The 21,841-nt window shown below is 60.8% G+C and carries 24 protein-coding genes, 1 tRNA gene and 1 pseudogene; 8 read left to right on the top strand and 18 right to left on the bottom strand.

All coding sequences use genetic code 11. From position 1 onward, the window contains the following. Positions 1-72 precede the first annotated feature (72 nt). Together QD408_RS11545 and bfr are read left to right on the top strand one after the other, a co-directional pair. Positions 73-471, top strand: a complete 399-nt coding sequence (locus QD408_RS11545) for a (2Fe-2S)-binding protein (protein ID WP_088682994.1) — start codon at positions 73-75, stop codon at positions 469-471. Beyond that, complete coding sequence (bfr, locus tag QD408_RS11550) at positions 437-922, top strand: bacterioferritin (protein WP_064696427.1); 486 nt, start codon at positions 437-439, stop codon at positions 920-922. Before QD408_RS11545 ends, bfr begins: the two co-directional genes overlap by 35 nt. Before the next feature lie 183 nt (positions 923-1,105). Here bfr and QD408_RS11555 read toward each other — a convergent pair whose 3' ends face one another. The 6 genes from QD408_RS11555 to rsfS form a co-directional block, all read right to left on the bottom strand. Then, positions 1,106-1,639, bottom strand: coding sequence for an RNA pyrophosphohydrolase (locus QD408_RS11555; protein WP_088682993.1), 534 nt, complete (start codon positions 1,637-1,639; stop codon positions 1,106-1,108). A gap of 27 nt (positions 1,640-1,666) precedes the next feature. Further along, positions 1,667-2,863, bottom strand: a complete 1,197-nt coding sequence (locus tag QD408_RS11560) for a divergent polysaccharide deacetylase family protein (RefSeq protein ID WP_414139401.1) — start codon at positions 2,861-2,863, stop codon at positions 1,667-1,669. A gap of 78 nt (positions 2,864-2,941) precedes the next feature. Beyond that, complete coding sequence (locus tag QD408_RS11565) at positions 2,942-4,264, bottom strand: S41 family peptidase (protein WP_414139402.1); 1,323 nt, start codon at positions 4,262-4,264, stop codon at positions 2,942-2,944. Next, positions 4,254-5,648 carry a murein hydrolase activator EnvC family protein gene (locus tag QD408_RS11570; RefSeq protein ID WP_414139403.1) on the bottom strand — a complete coding sequence of 465 codons (1,395 nt, stop codon included), beginning with the start codon at positions 5,646-5,648 and terminating at the stop codon, positions 4,254-4,256. Before QD408_RS11570 ends, QD408_RS11565 begins: the two co-directional genes overlap by 11 nt. A gap of 177 nt (positions 5,649-5,825) precedes the next feature. After that, entirely contained in the window at positions 5,826-6,308 is a 483-nt protein-coding gene (gene rlmH / locus QD408_RS11575; RefSeq protein ID WP_414139404.1) for a 23S rRNA (pseudouridine(1915)-N(3))-methyltransferase RlmH, read from the bottom strand. A gap of 116 nt (positions 6,309-6,424) precedes the next feature. Further along, positions 6,425-6,868 (bottom strand): ribosome silencing factor, encoded by a 444-nt coding sequence (gene rsfS / locus QD408_RS11580; RefSeq protein WP_088683001.1) that lies wholly within the window; start codon positions 6,866-6,868, stop codon positions 6,425-6,427. Between the two features lie 210 nt (positions 6,869-7,078). Between rsfS and QD408_RS11585 the strand changes: the two genes are divergently transcribed. Next, positions 7,079-7,456: a winged helix-turn-helix domain-containing protein gene (locus QD408_RS11585; protein WP_414139405.1), complete on the top strand. Its 378-nt coding sequence runs from the start codon at positions 7,079-7,081 to the stop codon at positions 7,454-7,456. On the opposite strand, the gene modC is transcribed toward QD408_RS11585, so the two are convergent. The 7 genes from modC to obgE all read right to left on the bottom strand — a co-directional run bounded on the left by modC (position 7,457) and on the right by obgE (position 14,902). After that, a complete protein-coding gene (gene modC / locus QD408_RS11590) occupies positions 7,457-8,524 on the bottom strand; it encodes a molybdenum ABC transporter ATP-binding protein (RefSeq protein WP_414139406.1) in 1,068 nt (355 codons plus the stop codon). Then, positions 8,521-9,222, bottom strand: coding sequence for a molybdate ABC transporter permease subunit (gene modB, locus QD408_RS11595; RefSeq protein ID WP_088682986.1), 702 nt, complete (start codon positions 9,220-9,222; stop codon positions 8,521-8,523). The genes modC and modB overlap by 4 nt, the downstream gene beginning before the upstream one ends. 236 nt (positions 9,223-9,458) lie before the next feature. Next, a complete protein-coding gene (modA, locus tag QD408_RS11600) occupies positions 9,459-10,250 on the bottom strand; it encodes a molybdate ABC transporter substrate-binding protein (protein ID WP_414139407.1) in 792 nt (263 codons plus the stop codon). Positions 10,251-10,732: 482 nt separating this feature from the next. Further along, on the bottom strand, positions 10,733-11,332 hold the full coding sequence (locus QD408_RS11605; RefSeq protein ID WP_414139483.1) for a nicotinate-nucleotide adenylyltransferase: 600 nt from the start codon (positions 11,330-11,332) through the stop codon (positions 10,733-10,735). A 37-nt stretch (positions 11,333-11,369) separates the two neighbouring features. Beyond that, complete coding sequence (locus QD408_RS11610) at positions 11,370-12,653, bottom strand: glutamate-5-semialdehyde dehydrogenase (protein WP_088682983.1); 1,284 nt, start codon at positions 12,651-12,653, stop codon at positions 11,370-11,372. After that, the gene (gene proB, locus QD408_RS11615; RefSeq protein ID WP_088683000.1) at positions 12,646-13,815 is read right to left on the bottom strand and encodes a glutamate 5-kinase; all 1,170 of its coding nucleotides are present in this window, start codon (positions 13,813-13,815) and stop codon (positions 12,646-12,648) included. The genes QD408_RS11610 and proB overlap by 8 nt, the downstream gene beginning before the upstream one ends. After that, a complete protein-coding gene (gene obgE / locus QD408_RS11620; RefSeq protein WP_414139408.1) occupies positions 13,802-14,902 on the bottom strand; it encodes a GTPase ObgE in 1,101 nt (366 codons plus the stop codon). Before obgE ends, proB begins: the two co-directional genes overlap by 14 nt. Before the next feature lie 84 nt (positions 14,903-14,986). On the opposite strand from obgE, the gene QD408_RS11625 reads away from it, so the two are divergent. Then, positions 14,987-15,853: an endonuclease/exonuclease/phosphatase family protein gene (locus QD408_RS11625; RefSeq protein WP_414139409.1), complete on the top strand. Its 867-nt coding sequence runs from the start codon at positions 14,987-14,989 to the stop codon at positions 15,851-15,853. A 37-nt stretch (positions 15,854-15,890) separates the two neighbouring features. Here QD408_RS11625 and QD408_RS11630 read toward each other — a convergent pair whose 3' ends face one another. The 4 genes from QD408_RS11630 to rplU form a co-directional block, all read right to left on the bottom strand. Further along, a complete protein-coding gene (locus tag QD408_RS11630; RefSeq protein ID WP_414139410.1) occupies positions 15,891-16,478 on the bottom strand; it encodes a GNAT family N-acetyltransferase in 588 nt (195 codons plus the stop codon). Then, a complete protein-coding gene (locus QD408_RS11635; RefSeq protein ID WP_414139411.1) occupies positions 16,475-17,131 on the bottom strand; it encodes a GNAT family N-acetyltransferase in 657 nt (218 codons plus the stop codon). The genes QD408_RS11630 and QD408_RS11635 overlap by 4 nt, the downstream gene beginning before the upstream one ends. A gap of 125 nt (positions 17,132-17,256) precedes the next feature. Next, positions 17,257-17,526 (bottom strand): 50S ribosomal protein L27, encoded by a 270-nt coding sequence (gene rpmA, locus QD408_RS11640; RefSeq protein WP_008528580.1) that lies wholly within the window; start codon positions 17,524-17,526, stop codon positions 17,257-17,259. Positions 17,527-17,559: 33 nt separating this feature from the next. Continuing rightward, a complete protein-coding gene (gene rplU, locus QD408_RS11645; RefSeq protein WP_007824851.1) occupies positions 17,560-17,877 on the bottom strand; it encodes a 50S ribosomal protein L21 in 318 nt (105 codons plus the stop codon). Positions 17,878-18,183: 306 nt separating this feature from the next. Between rplU and QD408_RS11650 the strand changes: the two genes are divergently transcribed. The 4 genes and pseudogenes from QD408_RS11650 to QD408_RS11665 form a co-directional block, all read left to right on the top strand. Continuing rightward, positions 18,184-18,273, top strand: a tRNA-Ser gene (locus QD408_RS11650). Positions 18,274-18,472: 199 nt separating this feature from the next. Then, on the top strand, positions 18,473-18,967 hold the full coding sequence (locus QD408_RS11655; RefSeq protein ID WP_414139412.1) for an ImmA/IrrE family metallo-endopeptidase: 495 nt from the start codon (positions 18,473-18,475) through the stop codon (positions 18,965-18,967). A 7-nt stretch (positions 18,968-18,974) separates the two neighbouring features. Further along, on the top strand, positions 18,975-20,123 hold the full coding sequence (locus QD408_RS11660; RefSeq protein WP_414139413.1) for a hypothetical protein: 1,149 nt from the start codon (positions 18,975-18,977) through the stop codon (positions 20,121-20,123). Positions 20,124-20,300: 177 nt separating this feature from the next. Then, positions 20,301-20,759: pseudogene (locus QD408_RS11665) on the top strand (tyrosine-type recombinase/integrase); the annotation flags it as partial. Positions 20,760-21,398: 639 nt separating this feature from the next. Here the strand turns inward: QD408_RS11665 and QD408_RS11670 are convergent. Beyond that, positions 21,399-21,839 carry a very short patch repair endonuclease gene (locus QD408_RS11670; protein ID WP_414139414.1) on the bottom strand — a complete coding sequence of 147 codons (441 nt, stop codon included), beginning with the start codon at positions 21,837-21,839 and terminating at the stop codon, positions 21,399-21,401. Positions 21,840-21,841 lie beyond the last annotated feature (2 nt).

Here is a 21,841-nt window from a genome sequence, read left to right on the forward strand (position 1 = left end):
GGCGTCTCCGCCCGGGAATCCGCCGTCAATTTTAGAGAATCTGCAACAAGCCCGGCCTATCGCTGCTTCTCGATGGTGCCGGACTCGAATTTTTTCTTGACAGCCACCATCTTCTTTAGCAGAAAACACGATAGTCAGTGTCATGTTTGGAATGAAGACGTGCTTGTCTGCAGCTGCAATTATATAACCGACAAGGAAATCCGGGAGGTCATCACCGACCTTCTCGATCAGGATTGTTGGCAGCTTATCGTGCCTGCGAAGGTCTATCACGCCATGGAAAAACGCGGCCGTTGCTGCGGCTGTTTCCCCAATGTGGTCGACATCATTATCCAGACGACCGAGGAATATCACGCCCGTCGCCACTCGACGGAAGCCGAAATATTTGATTTCATGTCACGCTTGAAACAATTCCATGAGGAAAACAGGAGAGCGGACATTGAAAGGCGACAAAAAGGTCATCGAGCGGCTTAACGAGGCATTGTTCCTCGAACTCGGTGCGGTCAACCAATATTGGGTTCACTACCGTCTTCTTGAGGACTGGGGCTACACCAAGCTCGCTAAGAAGGAACGCGCCGAATCCATCGAAGAGATGCACCATGCCGACCGGCTTGTTGCACGCATCATCTTCCTCGAAGGCCATCCCAATCTGCAGACCCTCGCACCGCTGCGCATCGGCCAGAACGTCAAGGAAGTTCTGGAAGCCGATCTGGCCGGCGAATACGACGCCCGCACGGCCTACAAGAAGTCGCGCGATATCTGTCATGAGGCCGGCGATTACGTTTCCATGAAGCTTTTCGAAGAGCTGCTGATGGATGAGGAAGGCCATATCGACTTCCTCGAGACCCAGCTCGATCTGCTCGAGAAAATCGGCGAAAGCAAATACGGCCAGCTCAACGCCGATTCCGCCAACGAAGCCGAATAAATTGCTAAAGCGCGTCGCGATCTTTCAGATTCGCTCCTTGCGCTTTAGATCTTTGTTTTTAAGCATGTCGTTATCGCAAAACCGCCGCACACTTTTGCGCGACATGCTCTAGAAGATACCGGCCGTCCCGAACGGACGGTATTGCCTATCTGACATCGCCGGACGCGGTCTGGTTTGCCGTAATCAGTCTTCCGATTGAAGCGTTGCCAGGTGCTGGAATTCGGCGATCACCTGGTCGTAGACGGCGCGCTTGAAGGGAACGATCAGTCCCGGCAATTCCCGCATCGGCTTCCACTCCCAGGCATCGAATTCCGGCTCGTGGCCGCCAGGCGGCGGATTGATGGCAATCTCGCTTTCGTTCCCGTCAAAGCGGAAGGCGAACCAGCGCTGCGTCTGGCCACGGAATTTTCCCTTCAATCCGATGCCGATCAGCTGCGGCGGCAGATCGTAGTTGATCCAGTCGCTCGCTTCGGCAAGCAGCGTCACCGTCCTGATGCCGGTCTCTTCGTAAAGCTCGCGGTAAGCGGCATCCAGCGGGTCTTCACCCTTGTCGATGCCGCCCTGAGGCATCTGCCAGAGCTGCGGCGAGCCGTCGAATTCCGAATTGCCGTCGGGGATGCGCCGTCCGGCCCAGACCAGGCCGTCACGGTTCAGGATCATCACGCCGACGCAGGGGCGGTAGGGCAGATCTTCTGCTTTGACGGTCGCCTGGCTCATTGTCTTCTCCGTTCACGGATTCTGGGTTCAAGGATTTCGGGGATCACTGGTGAGGGCGGCGACACCGACGATCTCGATGCCGCGCATCGCCGCCTCCTGGGTCCATTTGGCAATGGCGTCGACGCTTTCATCGAAAGCCGAGGCGACGCCGATCGCCTGGCCGTTCTTGCGGGCGATGCGTTCGAGTTCGTCGAGCTTCTGCAGCACGGCGTTGATATCGAGCTGGCCGTCGAGCTGCAGGTCGGCAAAGGCATAGGGCAGCTCGGTTCCCTTGGCGACATCAGCCGTCTTCGACTGCGCCGAGGTGCCGTCGTCGAGGAACAGCAGGCCGCGTTTGCCGATATCGCGCATCACGGGTTCCATGGCAGTGGGATTGGACAGGAAACGGCCGCCCTGATAGTTCATGACGCCGGTATAGTTGGTGATTTCGCCCATCGCCTTGTGCAGGTTTTCGATGTTTCGCGCCACCGGCTTCGACGTCAGCAGCGTTTCCGGACCGGGATCATTGGCCGGGTAATCAAAAGGTTCGAGCGGCACCTGCAGAAGAATTTCGTGGCCGCCGCGCCGCGCCTCCTGCATCCAGCGCTGCAGGCTGTTGCCGCTTGCGGCAAAGGCGAGCGTGATCTCCTCGGGCAGTTCGGCGATGGCGCGCTGCGTTCCGGTCTGGCTCAGCCCGAGGCCGCTGACGACGATGGCGATGCGAACACCGCGCGCGCCGGATGAGGGACGGGCATATTGGTCCATCGGCCGCCGGCCATCGGGACCGACGATCGGCAGCCTGCCAAAGGGTGTCTCTTCAAGCAGCGCTTCGTTGGGCTGGGCCGCCATGTGCGGATCCTGGCCGATCTGCATGGCGTCGACCAGGACCGGTCCGCTGCCGTCGCGCGGACGGGGACTGTATTTGGTGACGACCGAGCCATCGCCGGTGACCATCTGCTCGACATTGGCGCCCGAACGCGGCTCGGCGCGGGGCATGCCGTTCGCGGCCTGGCCGGCCGGGGCCTCAGATGGCGGTTGGGACGTTTGGGAAGGCGGCGTTGCCGCTTGTTCGGCCGGCGGCGGCGTGCGCTCGAGCCCGTCGCCAAGAAACGCCGTATAGAGGGAAAAGCCGCCTATCGCGAAAAGGCAAAGACTGGCGGCGATACGGCCCAGGCGCAAGATGCCCGGGCGCCGATTGCCGGTTTTGCGGTTGCGGCCGAGAGGCGCATGCAGGTCCGTTCCCAATTTTTTCGCCCGCTCCAAAACCGGGAAACAGCAGAAAGGTCCAAGGCCGGACGAGGTGCCCGGCCTTGGCGCGATGAATTACTTGGCGACGACGGCCTTGTCAGGGTTCGGCGGGAAGGCCGGATCGGTCTTCTTGCCGCGCAGGAGATCAAGCGCGTAGTTCAGCTGAACGTCATCCTTCGGGTCCGGCGGCACATAGGCGACGGAGCCCGAACCTTCGTCGGTCTCGCTCTGGCCCTTGATGTGGCCGCGCAGGCTGGATTCGCCCTCGGTCACCATCTTGCCCTGCAGTTCCTGCGGCAGCGGCTCTTCGACTTTGATGTCGGGCGTGATGCCCGTGCCCTGGATCGAGCGGCCGGACGGCGTGTAATAGAGCGCCGTGGTCAGGCGCAACGCGCCGTTTTCGCCGAGCGGGATGATCGTCTGGACCGAACCCTTGCCGAAGGAGCGCGTGCCGAGAATGGTGGCGCGGCGCAGATCCTGAAGGGCGCCGGCGACGATTTCCGATGCGGAAGCCGAGCCGCCGTTGATCAGCACGATAACCGGCTTGCCATCCGTCAGGTCGCCCGGGCCGGCATTGAAGCGGCGGGTTTCGTCAGGATTGCGGCCGCGGGTCGAAACGACCTCGCCACGCTGCAGCAGGGCATCGGAGACATTGATCGCCTGGTCGAGCAGGCCGCCCGGATTGAGGCGCAGGTCGAGGACATAACCCTTCAGCTTGCCGGCCGGAACGGTGTCCTTGATCTTCTTGATCGCCTTTTCCATGTCCGGATAGGTCTTTTCGGTGAAGGAGATGATGCGGAGATAACCGACATCGTCCTCGACGCGCGACTTGACGGCCTGGACGGCGACGACGTCACGGACGATCGTCAGCTCGATCGGCTTGTCGGCGCCCTTGCGGATCAGCGTCAGCTTGATCGGCGTATTGACGGCGCCGCGCATCTTCTCGACCGCGTCTTCCAGCTTCAGGCCGCGCACGGACTGGCCGTCGATCTCGGAGATGTAGTCGCCGGCGAGAACACCGGCCTTGGCGGCGGGCGTATCGTCGATCGGGGTGATGACCTTGACGAGTTCGTCTTCCATCGTGACTTCGATGCCGAGGCCGCCGAACTCACCCTTGGTCTGGGTGCGCATATCCTCGGCGTCCTTCGCATTCATGTAGCTGGAATGCGGGTCGAGCGAGGAGAGCATGCCGTTGATGGCGTTCTCGATCAGCTTGTCCTCGGCCGGCGGCGTCACGTACTGGGCACGCACACGCTCGAAGACGTCGCCGAAAATCGAGAGTTCCTTGTATGTGGAGGATCCGGCCGCTTCTGCCGGCACACCTGCCGAGTAAATGACGCTCATTGCGGTCGCACCCATCAATGCGCCGACCAGAACAAGAGAAGCCCTACGAATCATTGCGTGCCTTTCCAGTGTCTTTGGCGGTCCACCAGGGTCGGGAATCGACCGGTTTACCGTCTTTTCGAAATTCAATGTAAAGCGTTGGCCGGTCCGTTTCCAGCGCCAATGCAGTTGCGCTTGCCACTCTTTTCGCTCCCATCACGGCGAGCGGCTCGCCGGAGAAAACGAATTTTCCCTGACGGGTGTTGATCGTATCCATTCCCGAGAGAACCAGGTGATATCCGTCGCCCGTGTCGAGGATGATCATCTGGCCATAACTGCGGAAAGCGCCGGCGAAAACCACCAGGCCATCCGCAGGGGCGGTTACCACCGTCTCCGCATTGGTGGCGACGGTCATCCCCATGGCCTCGTGCCCGGTGCCGTCGGCGTCGCCGAACTGGCGCAGGATATCGCCGGCTACGGGCAGTTCCAATTTCGCCTTCAATTCTCCGAAGGGATATGCGGGCGCAATGCGGTTTTTATCGGGCACACCGCTGTCGGCCAGCGCCTTCGCCTGGGCGCGCTGCTCGTCCGTCAAGAGCCTGCGGTTCTCCTCCGCCTGGCGTGCGGCGGCGGCCGCATCGCGCACCGAGGCGATCTCGGATTCCATCGAGGCGACAAGGCCTTCGAGACTGGTCGCCTTGCCCGCCAGCTCCTCCGAACGCTTCCTTTCAGCCTCGAGTTGGGCAGCGTTGCTGCGGCTGAGCTTGTCGTTTTCGGCCAGCAGCAGATCCATGCGCCGCTCTTCCTCGATACCGTCCGTCATCGTCGAGGTCAGGGCGGCCTTTTCGGCTGTACTTGCGCTCTGCAATGCGGCGAGGCTTGCAAGGTCGGCGGCAAGCTTGTCGGTTTCCTTGCGGATGCCTGGCACGACGGCGCCGAGCAAGATGGCGCTGCGCACCGAAGCAAGCGCGTCGTCGGGGGTGACGAGCAAGGCTGGCGGCGGGTTGCGGCCCATGCGCTGGAGTGCTGCCAGCACCTCGGCCAGAAGGCCGCGACGCTCATGCAGGGAGCGGCGGATGCCATCCTCCTTGACGCCGAGATCGGCAAGCTTCTTTTCGCTTTCGAGGATCTGTTTTTCGAGCCCCTTGCGGCGGGCGGCGGAATCGATCAGCGCCTGGCGGATGCTTTGCGTGCTCTTTTCCAGATTGGCGATGCTTTGCTGAAGCTCACTCACCTTATCAGAGGAAAGGCTGATGGATTTCGACAGGGTTTCGAGCTCGGCGCGGGTCTGGTCGCGTTTGGCGGCGAGTTCGGCGGCCGGATCGGGCGGCGCGGCTGCCGGCGGGGCAGGGGATTGGACCGCTTCAGATGCGGCATCCTGCGCCTGAACGGAAAAGGGATTTCCCGAGATGACGACCAGCGCTGCACCAAAACCGGCCGCAATAGCCGGCAGGATCATGCGGTGTCGCCTGGTTGATGTTCTCGTCATGCGGGTCTGGGCACTCTTTCAAATCGCGCGGAGACTAAGCTGATTTGACGCGCATTGCCAGGAAGTTTGACGGAGAACGAACGGCCAGGCAAAACAAGCCTGCGTGACAATCCGACGCATCGGCCCCATGGCGCGGCCGGCGTGATCTCAGACGCGGTGATAGGGGTGGCCGGACAGGATGGTCACGGCGCGATAGAGCTGTTCGGCGATCAGCGTGCGGACGATCTGGTGCGGCCAGGTCATCTTGCCCAGGCAAAGCGTGGCGTCGGCGCGGTCGTACAGCGCCGGATCAAGACCGTCGGCGCCGCCGATCGCAATCGTCAGATCGCGTTTGCCCTGGTCGCGATAGTTGCCGAGCAGGTTGGCGAAGGCTTCGCTGTCGAGCGCCTTGCCGCGTTCGTCGAGAAGAATGAGGATGCTGCCCTCGGCGAGCGATTTCAAAAGCATCGCCGCCTCCTCACGCTTGCGGGTGTCCGCATTGGAGGCGCGGCTTTCGGCAACTTCGGCGACACGACTGAATTCGAGGCCGACAGCGGCGCCGGCCTTGGCGAAACGGTCGAGGTAACGGGCCACAAGATCCTTTTCGGGGCCGGACTTCAGCCGTCCCACCGCAAAAAGACCAATTCGCATTCGCCCCGCTCCCGCTCATGTCGGCATTTGGACGCGCAATGCGCCTCGGGCCGGTTTAGATGTCCCGGCCGATCAATGCCATGTCTCAAGCGCCGGACGAAAGGCCGGTCCGCCTGTCAGTGCCGTGTTTCTTCGTCCATATCCGGAGCTGCCCACATCTTTTCGATGTTGTAGAACTCGCGGGTTTCAGGGCGGAACACATGCACGATGATGTCACCGGTGTCGATCAGGATCCAATCTCCGCCTTCCTGACCTTCGACGCGGGCCGGTCCGAAGCCGTCGTCCTTGAGGTCGGTGAGCAGATGATCCGAGATCGCCATGACATGCCTGTTCGAGCGGCCGGAGACCACGACCATATAGTCTCCAAGCGCCGATTTTCCGGCAATGTCTATGGTGACGATATCTTCAGCTTTGGAGTCCTCGAGGCTGGTGAGGACGGCTTCTAAGGCGCGGGCGGCGGCATCGGCGCCACGTTCCGCACTCTTCGGGACAACGGCGAGCGTTTTTCCCTTGGCGTGTACTGTTGTCAGTGCTTTCCCTTTCCTGGAATGACAAACTATGCACAACACGAGATCCGATTACGACCGGATCATGGTTAAGATAGGCATCAAACCATTAATGTTTCAAGACGCGCTAACGTACGGAACGGCGGAAAACCCGATCTTACGTTAGAATTAAAGAATATTGCCGCCAGAGCTGCTTTTTCCGGGCGGTGTACAGTTTCCATGCCACAGCGTAAAGTGCGGCAAATTCCACGATCTTTGGCTTCGATGACCGACTCGGCTGCAAAACTAATCGTTCCCGTCCTGCGAATCAGCTTTCCGGATGAGGATCGTCTCGGTCACGGCAAGATGGAACTCCTGGAGCATATCCGCGAGACCGGGTCGATTTCGGCAGCGGGGCGGGCGATGGACATGTCCTATCGGCGCGCATGGCTGCTCGTCAGCGAGATGAACCGGATGTTCTCGGAACAGGTGGTGGAATCGCAGCGCGGCGGGCAGAAGGGCGGCGGCGCGGCGCTGACGCCGTTCGGCGAGGAATTGCTCGGGCGCTTCCGCCGGATGGAAAAGACGGTCCGGGAGAGCCTTGCCGAGGATCTCGCCTGGCTCGAAGGCAAGCGCAACCTGCAGCCGGGCCAGCGGAGCTGATCAGCCTTCCAGGGCAACCGTCTTGATGATGGCGAAGACGGGTTTGCCAGGCCGGAGATCGAGGCGCTCGCAGGAGAGCGCGGTGATGCGCGAGAGAATGGTATCGCCGCCGCAATCGAGCCGGATTTCGACCGTTCCGTCTTCGTCCGGCGACATGTCTTCGATCCTGCCCTCAAGAATGTTGAGCGCGCTGAGGCCCTCCGGCCTTGCGGTTGCCAGCATGACGTCGCGGGACGGGATGCGGATACGGACCTGTCTGCCTGATAAAAGAGCGGCACCGGGAACATGCAGCCGGCTGGATTTCAGGGCGACGATCGACAGGCGGTGGCGCGCGTCGAAGCTCTCGACGGTGCCTTCCAGCAGCGCGCCCGCCTCTTTCCGGTCGGAGGCCGCAGAGGGGCGGCTAAGTATGTCGATGGCGGGGCCGGTCGCTTCCACCTTGCCGTCGTGCATGACGACGACCTGGTTTGCCAGCCGCGCCACCTCGGCGATCGCATGGCTGACATAGACGATCGGGATTTGGGTCTCATCGCGCAAGCGCTCGAGATAGGGCAGGATCTCGGCCTTGCGCGCTTCGTCCAGGGCGGCGAGCGGCTCGTCCATCAGCAGCAGGCGGGGCGAGGAGAGAAGGGCGCGGCCGATCGCGACGCGCTGTTTCTCGCCGCCGGAAAGCGTCGAGGGACTGCGATCGAGCAGTGCCTCGATGCCGAGCAGGTCGACGATGCGGTCGAAGTTCTCGCCGCGTGCTGCTCCCGGCGCGAACCAGCGGCCGTAGGAAAGATTGGCGCGGACGCTCAGATGCGGGAACAGCCGGGCCTCCTGGAAGACGTAGCCGAAACGGCGGCGGTGTTTCGGAACGAAGATGCCCCGGGCGGTCTCCGTCAGGGCTTCGCCGTCGAGCATGACACGGCCTTCGTCGGGCCGGGCAAGGCCGGCGATGATGCGGATCATCGACGTCTTGCCGGAGCCGGAGCGGCCGAACAGCGCGGTGACGCCGCGCTCGGAAGTGAAGGCGGCATCGAGCGAAAAGGCGCCGAGCCTCTGTTTTGCCTCGACGATCAGGGTCATTCCGGATCGATCCTCCGGCCGGCGAGGCGGGCAAGGAACTCGGAGGCAAGTAGAGCGGCCATTGATATGACGATGGCGACCAAGGTCAGGCGCAGTGCGCCGGCATCGCCGCCCGGCACCTGGGTGAAGGTGTAGATCGCGGCCGGCAGCGTCTGGGTCTCGCCCGGAATGTTGGAGACGAAGGTGATCGTCGCGCCGAATTCGCCCATGGCCTTGGCGAAGGACAGGATCATGCCGGCGATGATGCCGGGGAGCGTCAGCGGCAGGGTGATCGTCAGGAAGACCCAGGCGGGACCGGCGCCGAGCGTTCCGGCCGCCTCTTCCAGCTTGCGGTCGACCGCTTCGATCGACAGGCGGATGCTGCGCACCATCAGCGGAAAAGCCATGACCGCGCAGGCAAGCGCAGCGCCCGTCCAGCGGAAGGAGAAGACAATGCCGAAATATTGCTCGAGCAGGCTGCCGATCGGGCCGCGGCGGCCGAAGAGGATGAGGAGAAGGAAGCCGGTGACGACGGGCGGCAGGATCAGCGGCAGGTGAACGATGCCGTTCAGCACCGACTTGCCCCAGAAGCGGCCGCGGGCGAGCAGCAGGGCAACGAGAATGCCGAGGGGCAGGCTTGCCAGCATGGCGACGATCGAGACGCGCAGGCTGAGCAGTATCGCCGTCCATTCCTCATCGCTCAGGCCGAATATATTCAAATGCAACCGTCCCCCCAGGAAATCCGAGCTACGCCGAGGCGAGCTTCAGATTGACGACAAACCTCCTTCCTTACTCGGCGTCATCCTCGGCCTTTTGCCGAGGATCTGCTGCCCTATCGACCGGAAGCAGATGCTCGGGACAAGCCCGAGCATGACGAAAGAGTAGTAGATCGACTTATCGGTGGCCTTGACGCTAAGCCGCCGCCGTCGATTCCGCAATCATCTCAACTTCCCAATCACTTCAGAATGGTGAAGCCCTGTGCCGTGAAGAAGGCGGCTGCCTTGTCCGATTTCAAGAAGTCGAGATAGGCTGCGGCATCCGGGTTCTTGCTCTCGGCAAGGATTGCAATCGGATAGATGATCGGCGGATGGGAATCGGCCGGGAAGGTGCCGACGATGGCGACACCCTTATCGGCAGCCGCATCCGTCTGGTAGACGATGCCATAGGGTGCTTCGCCGCGGGAGACGAGAGCGAGGGCGGCGCGCACACTTTCGGCGCCGGCGACCTTGCTTTCGACCGATTTCCAGGCGCCGAGCTTTTCGAGCGCGGCCATGCCGTATTTGCCGGCGGGAACCGATTTCGGCTCACCCATGGCAAGCTTGCCGTCACCCAGCAAAGCGGCAAGATCGAAGCCCTGCTTGATTTCGACAGGCTTTGCCTTGTCCTTTTCGGCCACGAGCACGATCCGGTTTCCAAGCAGGTTCGACCGGCTGTCTGTCTTGATCAGGTTTTTCTTGGCGACGTAATCCATCCAGTCGAGGTCGGCCGAGATGAAGATATCGGCAGGCGCTGCATTTTCGATCTGCTTGGCGAGAGCACCGCTTGCCGCATAGGAGGCGACGGCTTCCTTGCCGCTTTCCCCAGCCCAGGCGGCATTGGCGGCGTCGAGTGCGTTCTTGAGGCTTGCCGCGGCAAAGACCGTCAGCTTTTCGGCGGCAGCGGCCGGCGCCGGCAGCGCTGCCGCGCCAAGCCAGAAAGCCGCGATCGCGGCGGTTGCGAGTTTCATCCATTGGCGGCGGTTTTGCATGCTTTCACTCCCCAGGGTTCGAAATATTTCGACGAATATAACGACACTCACGGTTTGGCTAGGGATATATCCACGAAAATATAACCGTATCGGCGGCCGATCGGCCCTACCTATTCATGAGGTGCATGGCTTTCCGGGAAGACGATATCCATGAAATGCGCAATGAGCCCGGATGCCGGCCGGCAAGCCGAAGGACCCGTGGTGGCAACGGTTATTTCACGCATCTTGCCGATTAAAACGGCAGCGTTCCGGGTTGATTACCCGCCGTATTGCATCGTCCGCATTGCTGCGTTGCACAAATCGATATTCACCTTCCTGCGGAATATGGTACAACACACTCATCGAAACGGCTTTCTCCTCCTCCCATAGCCGTTCGACAGGATCGGCAACACTCCTCCTCCCAGTTGTCGATCGAGTTTATAAGCCCGACGGATCTCCTCCCCCGTCGGGCTTTCTCGTTTCTGGATGTCCCTAAAATCAGCCTATTCGGCGCTGCCTGGCAGTGAGCCGTTGCGGATTGCCGTCGAGCTCAGGCCGGAGCGCGGCCCGTGAATGAAGGTCCAGGCCGGGGCTGGCTTCTTCCAGAGAACGCGCGCGTCATCCTCGTCGATGCGGGCGAAATCGAAGGTCCGCGTCATTTTCGAAGAGAGATAGGAGAGCGTCGCGCCCGGCCGGTCGATCACGGCGATCGGGAAGGTGCGGGCGATCTCCTGCCATTTCTGCCATTTGTGAAAGGTCTGCAGGCTGTCGGCGCCCATGATCCAGATGAAATGCACATGCGGATTGCGGGCCTTGACGCGGGCAAGCGTATTGGCGGTGTAGCTGACGCCGAGCGTCTGTTCGAACGCGGTGACCTTGATGCGCGGATCGGCCGCGATCCGTTCGCTCTCGGCGATGCGCTCGGCAAGCGGAGCGAGAAGATTGCGGCTTTTCAGCGGGTTGCCTGGCGTCACCATCCACCAGAGCTGGTCGAGGCCGAGCCGCTTGAGGGCGATCTCGGCGACGAGCGCGTGGCCCTGATGCGGCGGATTGAACGAGCCGCCGAACAGGCCGACGATCATGCCGCGCTCGCTGTGCGGCATGCGGAGATAGCGCCGGTCCAGCTTTTCCGTCGTCACGTCAAGGTCGTGTCTGTCCGGCACCGCGCACCCGGTATTTGAAGGAGGTGAGCTGCTCGACGCCGACGGGGCCCCGGGCATGCATCTTGCCGGTGGCGATGCCGATTTCCGCCCCCATGCCGAACTCGCCGCCATCGGCAAATTGCGTCGAGGCGTTGTGCAGCAGGATTGCCGAATCGACTTCGGTGAAGAAACGCTCGACGACGCCGGGGTCTTCGGCGATGACAGCCTCGGTGTGGTTCGAGGAATATTTCTGGATATGGGCGATCGCGCCCGATATGCCGTCGACGACGGCGACCGAGATGATCGCGTCGAGATATTCGGTCGACCAGTCCTCCTCGGTCGCGGGCTTCATGCCCGGTGCGACCTTCAGCACCGTCGCAGACGCGCGGATCTCGCAGCCGGCCTCAGTCAAAACCTCGAGCAGCGGTGTCAGATGTGTGCCGATCGCGGAGCCGTCGACGAGCAGCGTTTCGGCCGCGCCGCAGATGCCGGTGCGACGCATCTTGGCATTGACGACGATCCTCTTCGCCATCTCGACATCGGCTGACGCATCGACATAGATATGGCAGAGGCCTTCGAGATGGGCGAAAACCGGCACCCGGGCCTCGCTCTGCACCCGGGCAACCAGGCTCTTGCCGCCGCGCGGCACGATGACGTCGATCGCTCCGTCGAGGCCGCGCAGCATGGCGCCGACAGCAGCGCGATCCGTCACCGGAACGAGCTGGATCGCATGCTCCGGAAGGCCCGCCGCCTTCAGGCCCTCGACCATGCAGGCATGGATAGCCTGCGATGAACGGCGCGAATCCGAGCCGCAGCGCAGGATGACCGCATTGCCCGCCTTGAGGCAAAGCGCGCCGGCATCCGCGGTGACGTTCGGCCGGCTTTCGAAGATCACGCCGATGACGCCGAGCGGCGTGCGGACGCGTTCGATCTTCAGGCCGTTCGGCCGGTCCCAGGCGGCGATGACTTCGCCGACTGGATCGGCAAGGGCGGCGATGGCGCGGATTCCCTCGGCCATCTCGGCAATGCGCTTGTCGTTCAGCGTCAGCCGGTCGACGAAGGAGGCAAGCGTTTCGGTGCCTTCGATGTCCTTCAGGTCCTTGGCATTTTCGGCAAGAATATGCGCCTTGTTCGCCAGGATCGCATCGGCCATGGAATTCAGGGCCTTGTTCTTCGCCTCGGTGGACGCAAAGCTCAACGGTCGCGCTGATGCCTTTGCCTTGCGGCCGATGTCGTTCATCAGCGCGTCAATGTCAGGGCCTTGCGCAACGGTATCAAGCATAGCTCGCGTCCTTCTTCTGCCTTTCCGATTTCGACCGGATCTGCGCGGTCATCACCATATCGTCGCGATGGACCATGGCGGCACGCCCGGCATAACCGAGGATCGCCTCGATCTCCGCCGATTTGCGGCCGGCGATGCGGCGGGCGTCGTCGGCATCATAGCTTACCAGGCCGCGGGCGATCTCGCGGCCGGCGGGGCCGATGATCGCAACCGTATCGCCGCGGCTGAAGAGGCCGGAAACGCTGCGCACGCCGGCGGGAAGCAGGCTCTTGCCGGATCCGAGTGCCGTGACGGCGCCGTCATCGACATGCAATTCGCCGGCCGGCTGCAACTGACCGGCGATCCAGGTCTTGCGGGCGGTTACCGGTGTGCCCGAGGGGGCGAACCAGGAGGAGCGCGCGCCGTTTTCGATCGCCGACAGGGGGCTTTCGGTCTTGCCCGAGGCGATGATCATAGCGCAGCCCGAGGTGGTGGCGATCTTGCCGGCATCGATCTTGGTGCGCATGCCGCCGCGCGAAAGCTCGGAAGCGGCCCCTCCGGCCATCGCCTCGATTTCGGGGGTGATTTCGGCAATCGTCTCCAGGAAGGCCGCATTCGGATCGAGATGCGGCGGCGCGGTATAGAGGCCGTCGATATCGGAGAGAAGGATGAGCAGGTCCGCGCCGGTCATCGTCGCGACACGGGCGGCCAGGCGGTCGTTATCGCCATAGCGGATTTCGCTGGTCGCAACCGTATCGTTCTCGTTGATGATGGGGACCGCGCCGATCTTCAGCAGCTGATTTATCGTGGCGCGTGCATTGAGATAGCGGCGGCGCTCTTCCGTATCGCCGAGCGTCAGCAGGATCTGGCCGGCGACGATCTCGTCGCGCGACAGGCTCTCCGACCAGGCGCGCGCCAGCGCGATCTGGCCGACGGCCGCCGCCGCCTGGCTTTCCTCCAGTTTCAGCGCGCCCGAGGGCAGGTCGAGCACCGAGCGGCCGAGCGCGATTGCGCCCGAGGAGACGACGAGCACGTCGATGCCCTTGGCCTTCAGGCCCGCGATGTCGGCGCACATGGCGTCGAGCCAGGCCTTCTTCAGACCGGCCTTGCGATCGACCAGAAGAGCGGAGCCGATCTTGATGACGATGCGGCGGTAGCGGCCAAGCGGCTTACGGCTGGTCATCGGCCCCATCCTCGCCAGCATTCTCGCCCTTGTCCTCCTCGCTGACGATCATGTCGCGATGCCGGAGCTTCGGCACCTTGGCGGGCTTCTCCTCGGCATTTTCCTCGACGATGATATCGCGCAGCGCGCGCAGGACCTCGGTCATGCCCTTGCCGGTGACGGCCGAAATCTGGAACGGCGTCTTGCCGCAGGCTTTCGCCAATTCCTTGGTCTTCTTCTTCAGTTCGGCCTCGTCGAGCACGTCGATCTGCGACAGCGCCACGATCTCGGGCTTATCGGTCAGCTCGTTGCCATAGGCTTCAAGCTCGTGCTTGACCGTCTTGTATGCCTTGCCGACCTTTTCCTCCTGGGCGGAGATGAGATGAAGCAGCACGCGGGTGCGCTCGACATGGCCGAGGAAACGGTCGCCGATACCGACACCCTCATGGGCGCCTTCGATCAGGCCCGGAATATCGGCCAGGATGAATTCCCGCTCGTCGATGGTGGCAACGCCGAGATTGGGATGCAGCGTGGTGAAGGGATAGTTGGCGATCTTGGGCCGGGCGCGAGTGACCGATGCCAGGAAGGTCGACTTGCCGGCATTGGGCAGGCCCACGAGGCCGGCATCGGCAATCAGTTTCAGCCGCAGCCAGATGGTCTTTTCCTCGCCGGGCAGACCGGGATTGGCCCAATCCGGCGCCTGGTTGGTCGAGGTTTTGAAATGGGCGTTGCCGAAGCCGCCATTGCCGCCATGAGCGAGACAGAAACGCTGACCTTCCTCGGTCAGGTCGCAGATCATCGTTTCCCGGTCTTCCTCGAAGATCTGGGTACCGACGGGGACCTTCAGCGTCACGTCGCTGCCGTTGGCACCGGTGCGGTTTCGGCCCATGCCGTGGGTGCCGATCGTCGCCTTGAAATGCTGCTGGTAGCGGAAATCGATCAGCGTGTTGAGGCCGTTGACGGCCTCGACCCAGACGTCGCCGCCGCGTCCGCCGTCACCGCCGTCGGGTCCGCCGAACTCGATGAATTTCTCGCGCCGGAAGGAAACGCTGCCGCCGCCGCCGTCTCCGGATCGGATATAGACCTTTGCTTCGTCGAGAAATTTCATTTTACTTCCAGTATCCGGTGGCAGTTGGACGGCCCGTCTCGGCCCATTCGATATAGGCGGTTCCGACGGAGGTCAAAGATTATCGTGAATTTCGCGAGCTATAACATACAGTACGGCTTCGGTCTCGACGGCAGATACGATCTGGAACGAATTGCCCGCAGTCTCGAAGGCGCCGATGTCATCGCCTTGCAGGAGGTCACCCGCGGCTTCTCCCGCAACGGTTTTGCCGACATGGCGGCCGATGTTGCCGCTTTCTTTCCCGACTATTTCTGGGTGTATGGGCCGGCCTGCGACATGCATGTCGAGGCTGCTCAAGGTGGGCTTCCGCCGGTGCGCGGCACCCGCTTCCAGTTCGGCAACATGGTGCTGTCCCGCTGGCCTGTCATCTCGACCCGGACGCTGCTTCTGCCGCGCAGCCGGACGATCGGCAAGATCAACCTGCAGCGCGGCGCGACCGAAGCGTTGATCGCCGCTCCCGGCGGGGCGGTCCGCGTCTATTCCGTCCATCTCGACCATGTCTCTGCCGACGAGCGCATCCGCCAGCTGCAATTTCTGAACGCCCATATCAACGCGTTCATCCAGGACGGCGGGTCGCTGACGGGCGGTGGCGAGCTCGATCTGCCGGAGCCGCCGCTGCCGGAGGATTACGTCATCATGGGCGATTTCAACATGGAGCCGGAATCGCCGGAATATTGCGCGCTTGCCGGCGCCGGCGGCGGATATTACGGCCGCGTGGCCAAGATCGGCACGCCGATCGACGCCTTTGCGGCACTCGGGGCTTACGGGCCGGAGAGCTACAGCTGGATGGATCCCGAAGACCACGGCAAACGCATGCATCTCGATTACTGTTTCGTCAGTTGCGGCCTCGAGAGCCGGTTGAAATCCGCCCGGATCGATACGCAATCCGTCGGCTCCGATCATTTCCCTGTCTGGGTCGAGATCGGCGATTGACGAAGACGCCGCCGAGCCGGCGGCGCCTCCTTTTCGATTATGCAACTTTCCGCGGCTGCAGCATGCCCGGCTGCAGCACGGTTTCGATGTGCGACACCATGGTGTTGCGGGCGAAACAATAGATTTCGCCGCAACCGGTCATGCGAAACCCGAGCTTCTCCTGCAATCGCAGCGAAGCCGGGTTGTCTGCGAAGACACCGGAATGAACAGGCGTCTCCGGCATGCGGCGCGAGAAGCGCTCGATGATCGCCGCCACCGCCTCGCTCATATAGCCGCGCCGCCAGTAGTAGCGGTTCAGCCAGTAGCCCAAGTGCCAGCGGCCGTGGCGCAGTTCGATCGAGACGTTGCCGATATGGACATCGTCCCTGCCGGTGATGGCGAGCGTCCAGTCCGGCAGGGTGCCTGACGTGACCGGAATCAGCCAATCCAGCGCATCTTGCCGGTCGAAGGGCGCGGGTACGCGGGAAAGCATGCGCGTCACCGCGAAATCGGAAAGCGATTCCGCGATGGCGGGGGCATCGCTCAGCCTGTGGGGGCGGAGCGTCAGCCGGGCGGTCGAGATAACAGGCGCGGGGCCTGGCATCATCGGCCTGGTGTCCGGCTTCTGCAGTGCCGTCGTGCTCATGCGATGTTCCCCCAGCTTCTGAGAGACATCCAGGTCTTGCGGTCGAGCCTGTACCATTCCACAGGCACGTTGCTGCCGAGCGCCAGCGAGGCTGCGAGCCCCGATCCCTGGAACTGGAATCCGCACTTCTGGATGACGCGCCGCGAGGCGACGTTCATGACCCGGCAGCGGGCGTCGATCTGATCGACGTCCTGACGCGTCCTGAACACCATATCGACCAGGGCATGGCAGGCCTCGGTCGTATAACCCTGGTTCCAGTAGGGCTCACCCAGCCAGTAACCGATCTCGACGGTCCTGCCGTCGGTATGCGGTTCCACGCCGCAGCACCCCATGAAGGCGCCGTTTTCGGCTTTGGTGATGGCATAGACGCACTTACCAATCTCGCCATTTCGCGTACGCCAAACAAAGTCGGCGGCATCATCGGCGGTATAGGGGTGCGGCATACGCGATACCATGGTGGCGACTTTGGCGTTGTTGGCGAGATGGGCAAGGGCGTCGATGTCTTCCTCGTGCGGCGCGCGCATGACGAGCCGTTCCGATAACAAGACAGGGCAATCGGTCCTTAACCGCTCCGGCCTCAGCCGTTCCTTGGGAGACCTCTGGTCTTCCCTGGGCGACCGTGATTGGTCGACCCTCAACAATTCGCCTTGCATGTTCAGTCCTCCTGTTTGGACAAAGAAAAAGGGGAGATGGCGCCCCATCTCCCCTGTTTTCTGGACTGAACCTGGTACGGCCAGCCGGGTCGATGAGACGCCGGCTGTTTTAGAGCGCTACCGGCTTATTCCGCTGCTTCCGCTTTCGGCATGACAGACACGTAGACGCGACCGTTGGCCTTCGTTCGGTAGTCCACATTGCCGGCGGTAAGTGCAAAGATCGTGTGATCCTTGCCGAGGCCGACGTTGGAACCGGGATGCCACTCAGTACCGCGCTGACGCACGATGATGTTGCCTGCGATGACGGCTTCGCCGCCGAACTTCTTCACGCCAAGGCGCTTGGATTGAGAATCGCGACCGTTGCGCGAGGAACCGCCAGCTTTTTTGTGTGCCATTGGAGTTCTCCTTTAAACCTTGTCCCGTTGATCTTACTTGGCAGCCACGATGTCCGTGATACGGACGACCGTGTGATGCTGGCGATGGCCGCGCGAACGCTTCGAATTCTGACGGCGGCGCTTCTTGAAGGCGATGACCTTCTTGCCGCGGGTCTGGTCGACGACTTCCGCCTTGACGGAGGCGCCGGCTACGAAGGGCGCACCGATCGCCGCGTCGGCGCCTTCGCCGATCACGAGGACTTCGGTGAATTCGATGGAGTCGCCAGCGGATGCTTCAAGCTTCTCGATGGTCAGCACGTCGTTGGCCGCCACACGGTACTGCTTACCGCCGGTCTTGATGACTGCGAACATTTTTTATCCTTTCATGTTCGTTCCAGCGCTCCCCGCCAATTCAGCAGGTGGCTGTCTTTTTATCAGTCGAAGTTAAGCAGGGATTTCAGAGGCGTAACCTCGAACTCTTCCTGCCGGTGAAACGCCCCGCGCGAGCGCGAGACGAGCAAGGCACGGATTTCCCCGAACCTATTGCGCAGCCGAGATACGCGAGTGACAAAAAGGTGTCAAGGCAAAAGGATGGAATGCTTCGACTTTTCGGCTTGCCAACCTGTCATCTGCCCGTTATGAGAACGCCCGCGCCGAACAAGCGCCGACCAAGACCGCGGAGAGGTGGCAGAGTGGTCGAATGCACCGCACTCGAAATGCGGCATACCTGCAAGGGTATCGTGGGTTCAAATCCCACCCTCTCCGCCAGTTGATCACTTGGGTCGCAACGTCTTTCCGATTTATGACGCATTGCGTCCACGCATCACCATAGATCGTTTTTCTCATTGAGCCACACCTACGGCACGCCTATGGTTGGGCTTGGCAGTTTCAGCAAATCAGAATAGAATCGCCGGAACTTCACTCGGTGGTCAATTTGTCAAGATTTAGCGAACCCAAAGAATGCGGCTTGAGTAAATCGGCTGTAGACAAACTAGCTGCCAATGTCGCGAAGCAGGTTGGCTATACGCCCGGTGCCGATTTGCTTCCCATCGTCAGGCAGTTAGGTGGAGAAATCGGTATTAACGACCTGTGGAGCGTCTCCGATGCGACTTCAGGGTCAATTACAATTGAAGAGAATGGAGCCTTCAAGATTTCGTTGGCTTCGCACACAGGTGTTGTGCGTGATCGCTTCACTGTAGCTCACGAATTAGGACACTATGTCCTTCATTTTCTTTGGCCAAATCAGAATGGAAAGCGAACCGGAGCGATAATGGCGCGGCGATACGGGACCGGGCGCGTTGAATGGGAAGCGAACTGGTTCGCAGCCGGCTTCCTCATGCCTGAGCCGGCCTTTCGCGCAGCCTGGAAAGAATTGAGGGGATCGCTGCATCTAGTGGCAAACCGCTTCGAGGTTTCGATAGAAGCGGCAAGTGTGCGCGCAGGGACGTTTGGTTTGAAGTAGGGTTATTGTGGAAGCGCAAGAACGTTACAACGGACCCTTGGTCTCAGTGCTTAGGCTGTTCCTCAGCGTCGACCTAGTTGGATCGACCGCGTTTAAGCAAGCAAATCAGACGGCTTTTACAAGCGACGCGAAGGCAACGGACACCGGCGTAGAGCCGTGGTTCTTGCCGATGGCTCAATTCTATAAAGAAATTGAGCGTATTTTCGCGCGGACGTGGAAGGCATATGTCACCGGACTTGCTGTAGAGCTCGACTGGCTCCCTGGCCCTGCGCCGCAGCTTTGGAAGAGCGCTGGCGACGAACTTTTATATGTTAAGGAAATAACCGATCACCGACAGGCTCTGGCATGCATTGTCTGTTGGAAAAATGCCGTCGAGGAATACCGTCCTCATCTTAAGGATAGGTATCCATCGCTCGACCTAAAGTGCACAGCATGGGTCGCAGGCTTTCCCGTTACCAATTCCGAGGTGGTTTTTTCAAAAGATCTGAGCTCAGACGCAATAAAGGACGACGATGACCCAGTTTGGGTAAACCTTTATTTATTACACAAGTATCACGAAGATCCGAGCGATAAGAACCTAACAAAAGATTTTATTGGCCCCTCTGTTGACGCTGGTTTTCGCCTTTGTGCGCTTAGCTCGGCTAGGAAGTTTGTAATTTCTGTTGACCTCGCGCTCATGGTCGTCCACGCGCTCAGCTCAAAACCGCCGAAAACGCCGGAACTGAATTTGGCGATAAGATATGATGGTCGGCAATCTCTAAAGGGCGTTTTGGGCGATAAAGAATACCCGGTTTTCTGGGTCGACATGGCAAAGGACAGTAGTCTGGATAGATTAGAAGACAAACTTCTAAAGCTAAACTCCGGATCTCTTGATGAGATAAAAGATTTTTGTGAAGAATTTTTCTCCACAAACCCTGGCAGTATTATAATCCCTTACGTAAAAACAAACGGGGATAAGTATTTCGGAGCCATCCCAGAGATACATTCCCACAAAATTAATGCACTCCGGCAATATTGGTCTGGAGAGACCCAGCGACGCATTGACGAAGGCGATGCCCGTCAGGCGGAGGGTCAGGGAAAAACGCTTTCTCCTGCGGAAAAAAAGAAAATATTGGGTGCGATCAAAGACCGGCTTGATGAAAATCGGGAACGATAGCTCCCCCGGAGGTGCTACTAGAACGAGCCATCTCAATAATCAAAGACATCGAACAACGACGCCACATCCATCGAAGAATCATAACCCGGCGCCTGCACGCCCTCGAGCCCGTAGGTGAAGAAATGTTTCCGTGCGGCTCGCCATCCGCGAACCAAGCTTGGGAATACGGCCTCGACGTCATTGGTCGGGCTTTCACAACCAGATATCTCATCGTTCCGCGACGAGCGCCTTGGTAGCGTAGCGCCATCAACCGCGGTTCGCGAAATGGCAATCCTTAGTCACGTCATCGAAGTCGCGATGCGGGACTGGGGCTTTCCTCTCAGTCGCAACGTGGTCAAGTTGGTTCGACGACCCATCATTCGGAACGAGCGTAAGCGCCGCTTGGAAGGTGACGAGGAGCAGCGCCTGCTCGACGGCTGCGACGGTGGCAAGATCGCGTTTATGAGGACTTTGCTTATCGTGGCTATTGAGACCGGGATGCGCCGTAGCGAAATCCTCGGTTTGAAGTGGAGCGACGTCTCTCACAACCGCCGCGTCATCACTTTAGAGATGACGAAGAACGGGTCCGGTCGCGAGGTGCCGATGACGCAGCGTGCGTTCGATGCGCTTTCATGGTGGAAGGAAAATGCGCCCGTATGGTAGTCGAGGTCGGCGAAGCAAGCGCCGATCGCTGTGAGCTGTGCGATCGCCCGACGTCGTTCGAAAGCCGCCTGGGAAACGTAGATGTCGGTAAGGTTGGCTTGGGTAAAGAGCCGCTGGGCCTCTGTCGTCGCATCGGCACCAGCCGGCACAGTCCATTCCGACCATACCCTATCGCGACCCGGCAGACGCTGCGCGAACGCGACGACGCCCCGTCTACGGCCGTTAGCGCGGGTGTTAGCGGGATGTAGATTTTCGATGTGGGTGGAAGCGTTGAACGATGAGTAATCGAAGCAAATTTGTTGACGCTGAGGAGTAGAGACGTCCGTTGTCTGGGCTGGGATATGTCCCAGCCATCCGCTCACTCACCCGACTTGCGGGTCTTTACAATCGGAACGTCGTCGTTCACCATTATTGAACATCTCCCGTAGGTCGCCTGGGTTCCCGCCCATTTGGCGACCTTTTTTATGGTCGTGCTAGACCGTGCAGGGGTCAAGGATTCAATTTGAATGCAGTCGAGGAGCCAGTCGATCCCGGCCCGTGGCCTCTTGCGGCTGGCTCGGGAACCTCGACGGCATGCGCGAATTCCCGCTCCGACCGTCGATGGCGGTCGCTATGCTTGGAGCTCCGATATGCTCAACGTTTATTGGGGTGGATAGGAGGATGGTCGTTCGAGAGTATTGCTTGTAGCCGACTCTTCAGTTCGTCCGCATTTTTGGTCTGGCATTCCCAGATGACGTCTACCGCCCATCCGCGAGCTTCCAGCTCGACTTGGACGCGCGCGTCACGCTCGACGTTCGCCGCGAATTTCGCGTTCCAGTATTCCTCCCGACTCTTCGGAACCGAGGCTTTCCGACATCCCGGATGACGGTGCCAGTAACATCCGTGGACGAACAATGCCACGCGCTTCTTGGGAAAGATGACATCAGGTGTCCCCGGCAAATCCTTGCGATGGAGCCGAAATCGAAAGCCCAAAGCATGCGCGGCTTTTCTCACCCTTATCTCAGGAGCGGTATCCTTCTGCCCTACTCGGGACATCAACCAGCTTCGATGTTCAGGTGTCAGTCGGTCCGCCACTG

It is taken from the genome of Rhizobium sp. BR 249 (genome assembly GCF_047445895.1).
GTDB lineage: Bacteria > Pseudomonadota > Alphaproteobacteria > Rhizobiales > Rhizobiaceae > Rhizobium.

What these genes read in the sequence shown, in the direction of transcription:
- QD408_RS11545 (WP_088682994.1), top strand. Translation starts at nt 73, where the DNA reads ATGGTGCCGGACTCGAATTTTTTCTTGACAGCCACCATCTTCTTTAGC.
- QD408_RS11555 (WP_088682993.1), bottom strand. Translation starts at nt 1,639, where the DNA reads ATGAGCCAGGCGACCGTCAAAGCAGAAGATCTGCCCTACCGCCCCTGC.
- QD408_RS11565 (WP_414139402.1), bottom strand. Translation starts at nt 4,264, where the DNA reads ATGATTCGTAGGGCTTCTCTTGTTCTGGTCGGCGCATTGATGGGTGCG.
- QD408_RS11570 (WP_414139403.1), bottom strand. Translation starts at nt 5,648, where the DNA reads ATGATCCTGCCGGCTATTGCGGCCGGTTTTGGTGCAGCGCTGGTCGTC.
- rlmH (WP_414139404.1), bottom strand. Translation starts at nt 6,308, where the DNA reads ATGCGAATTGGTCTTTTTGCGGTGGGACGGCTGAAGTCCGGCCCCGAA.
- QD408_RS11585 (WP_414139405.1), top strand. Translation starts at nt 7,079, where the DNA reads ATGACCGACTCGGCTGCAAAACTAATCGTTCCCGTCCTGCGAATCAGC.
- modC (WP_414139406.1), bottom strand. Translation starts at nt 8,524, where the DNA reads ATGACCCTGATCGTCGAGGCAAAACAGAGGCTCGGCGCCTTTTCGCTC.
- modA (WP_414139407.1), bottom strand. Translation starts at nt 10,250, where the DNA reads ATGCAAAACCGCCGCCAATGGATGAAACTCGCAACCGCCGCGATCGCG.
- QD408_RS11605 (WP_414139483.1), bottom strand. Translation starts at nt 11,332, where the DNA reads ATGCCGCACAGCGAGCGCGGCATGATCGTCGGCCTGTTCGGCGGCTCG.
- QD408_RS11610 (WP_088682983.1), bottom strand. Translation starts at nt 12,653, where the DNA reads ATGCTTGATACCGTTGCGCAAGGCCCTGACATTGACGCGCTGATGAAC.
- proB (WP_088683000.1), bottom strand. Translation starts at nt 13,815, where the DNA reads ATGACCAGCCGTAAGCCGCTTGGCCGCTACCGCCGCATCGTCATCAAG.
- obgE (WP_414139408.1), bottom strand. Translation starts at nt 14,902, where the DNA reads ATGAAATTTCTCGACGAAGCAAAGGTCTATATCCGATCCGGAGACGGC.
- QD408_RS11630 (WP_414139410.1), bottom strand. Translation starts at nt 16,478, where the DNA reads ATGAGCACGACGGCACTGCAGAAGCCGGACACCAGGCCGATGATGCCA.
- QD408_RS11635 (WP_414139411.1), bottom strand. Translation starts at nt 17,131, where the DNA reads ATGCAAGGCGAATTGTTGAGGGTCGACCAATCACGGTCGCCCAGGGAA.
- rpmA (WP_008528580.1), bottom strand. Translation starts at nt 17,526, where the DNA reads ATGGCACACAAAAAAGCTGGCGGTTCCTCGCGCAACGGTCGCGATTCT.
- rplU (WP_007824851.1), bottom strand. Translation starts at nt 17,877, where the DNA reads ATGTTCGCAGTCATCAAGACCGGCGGTAAGCAGTACCGTGTGGCGGCC.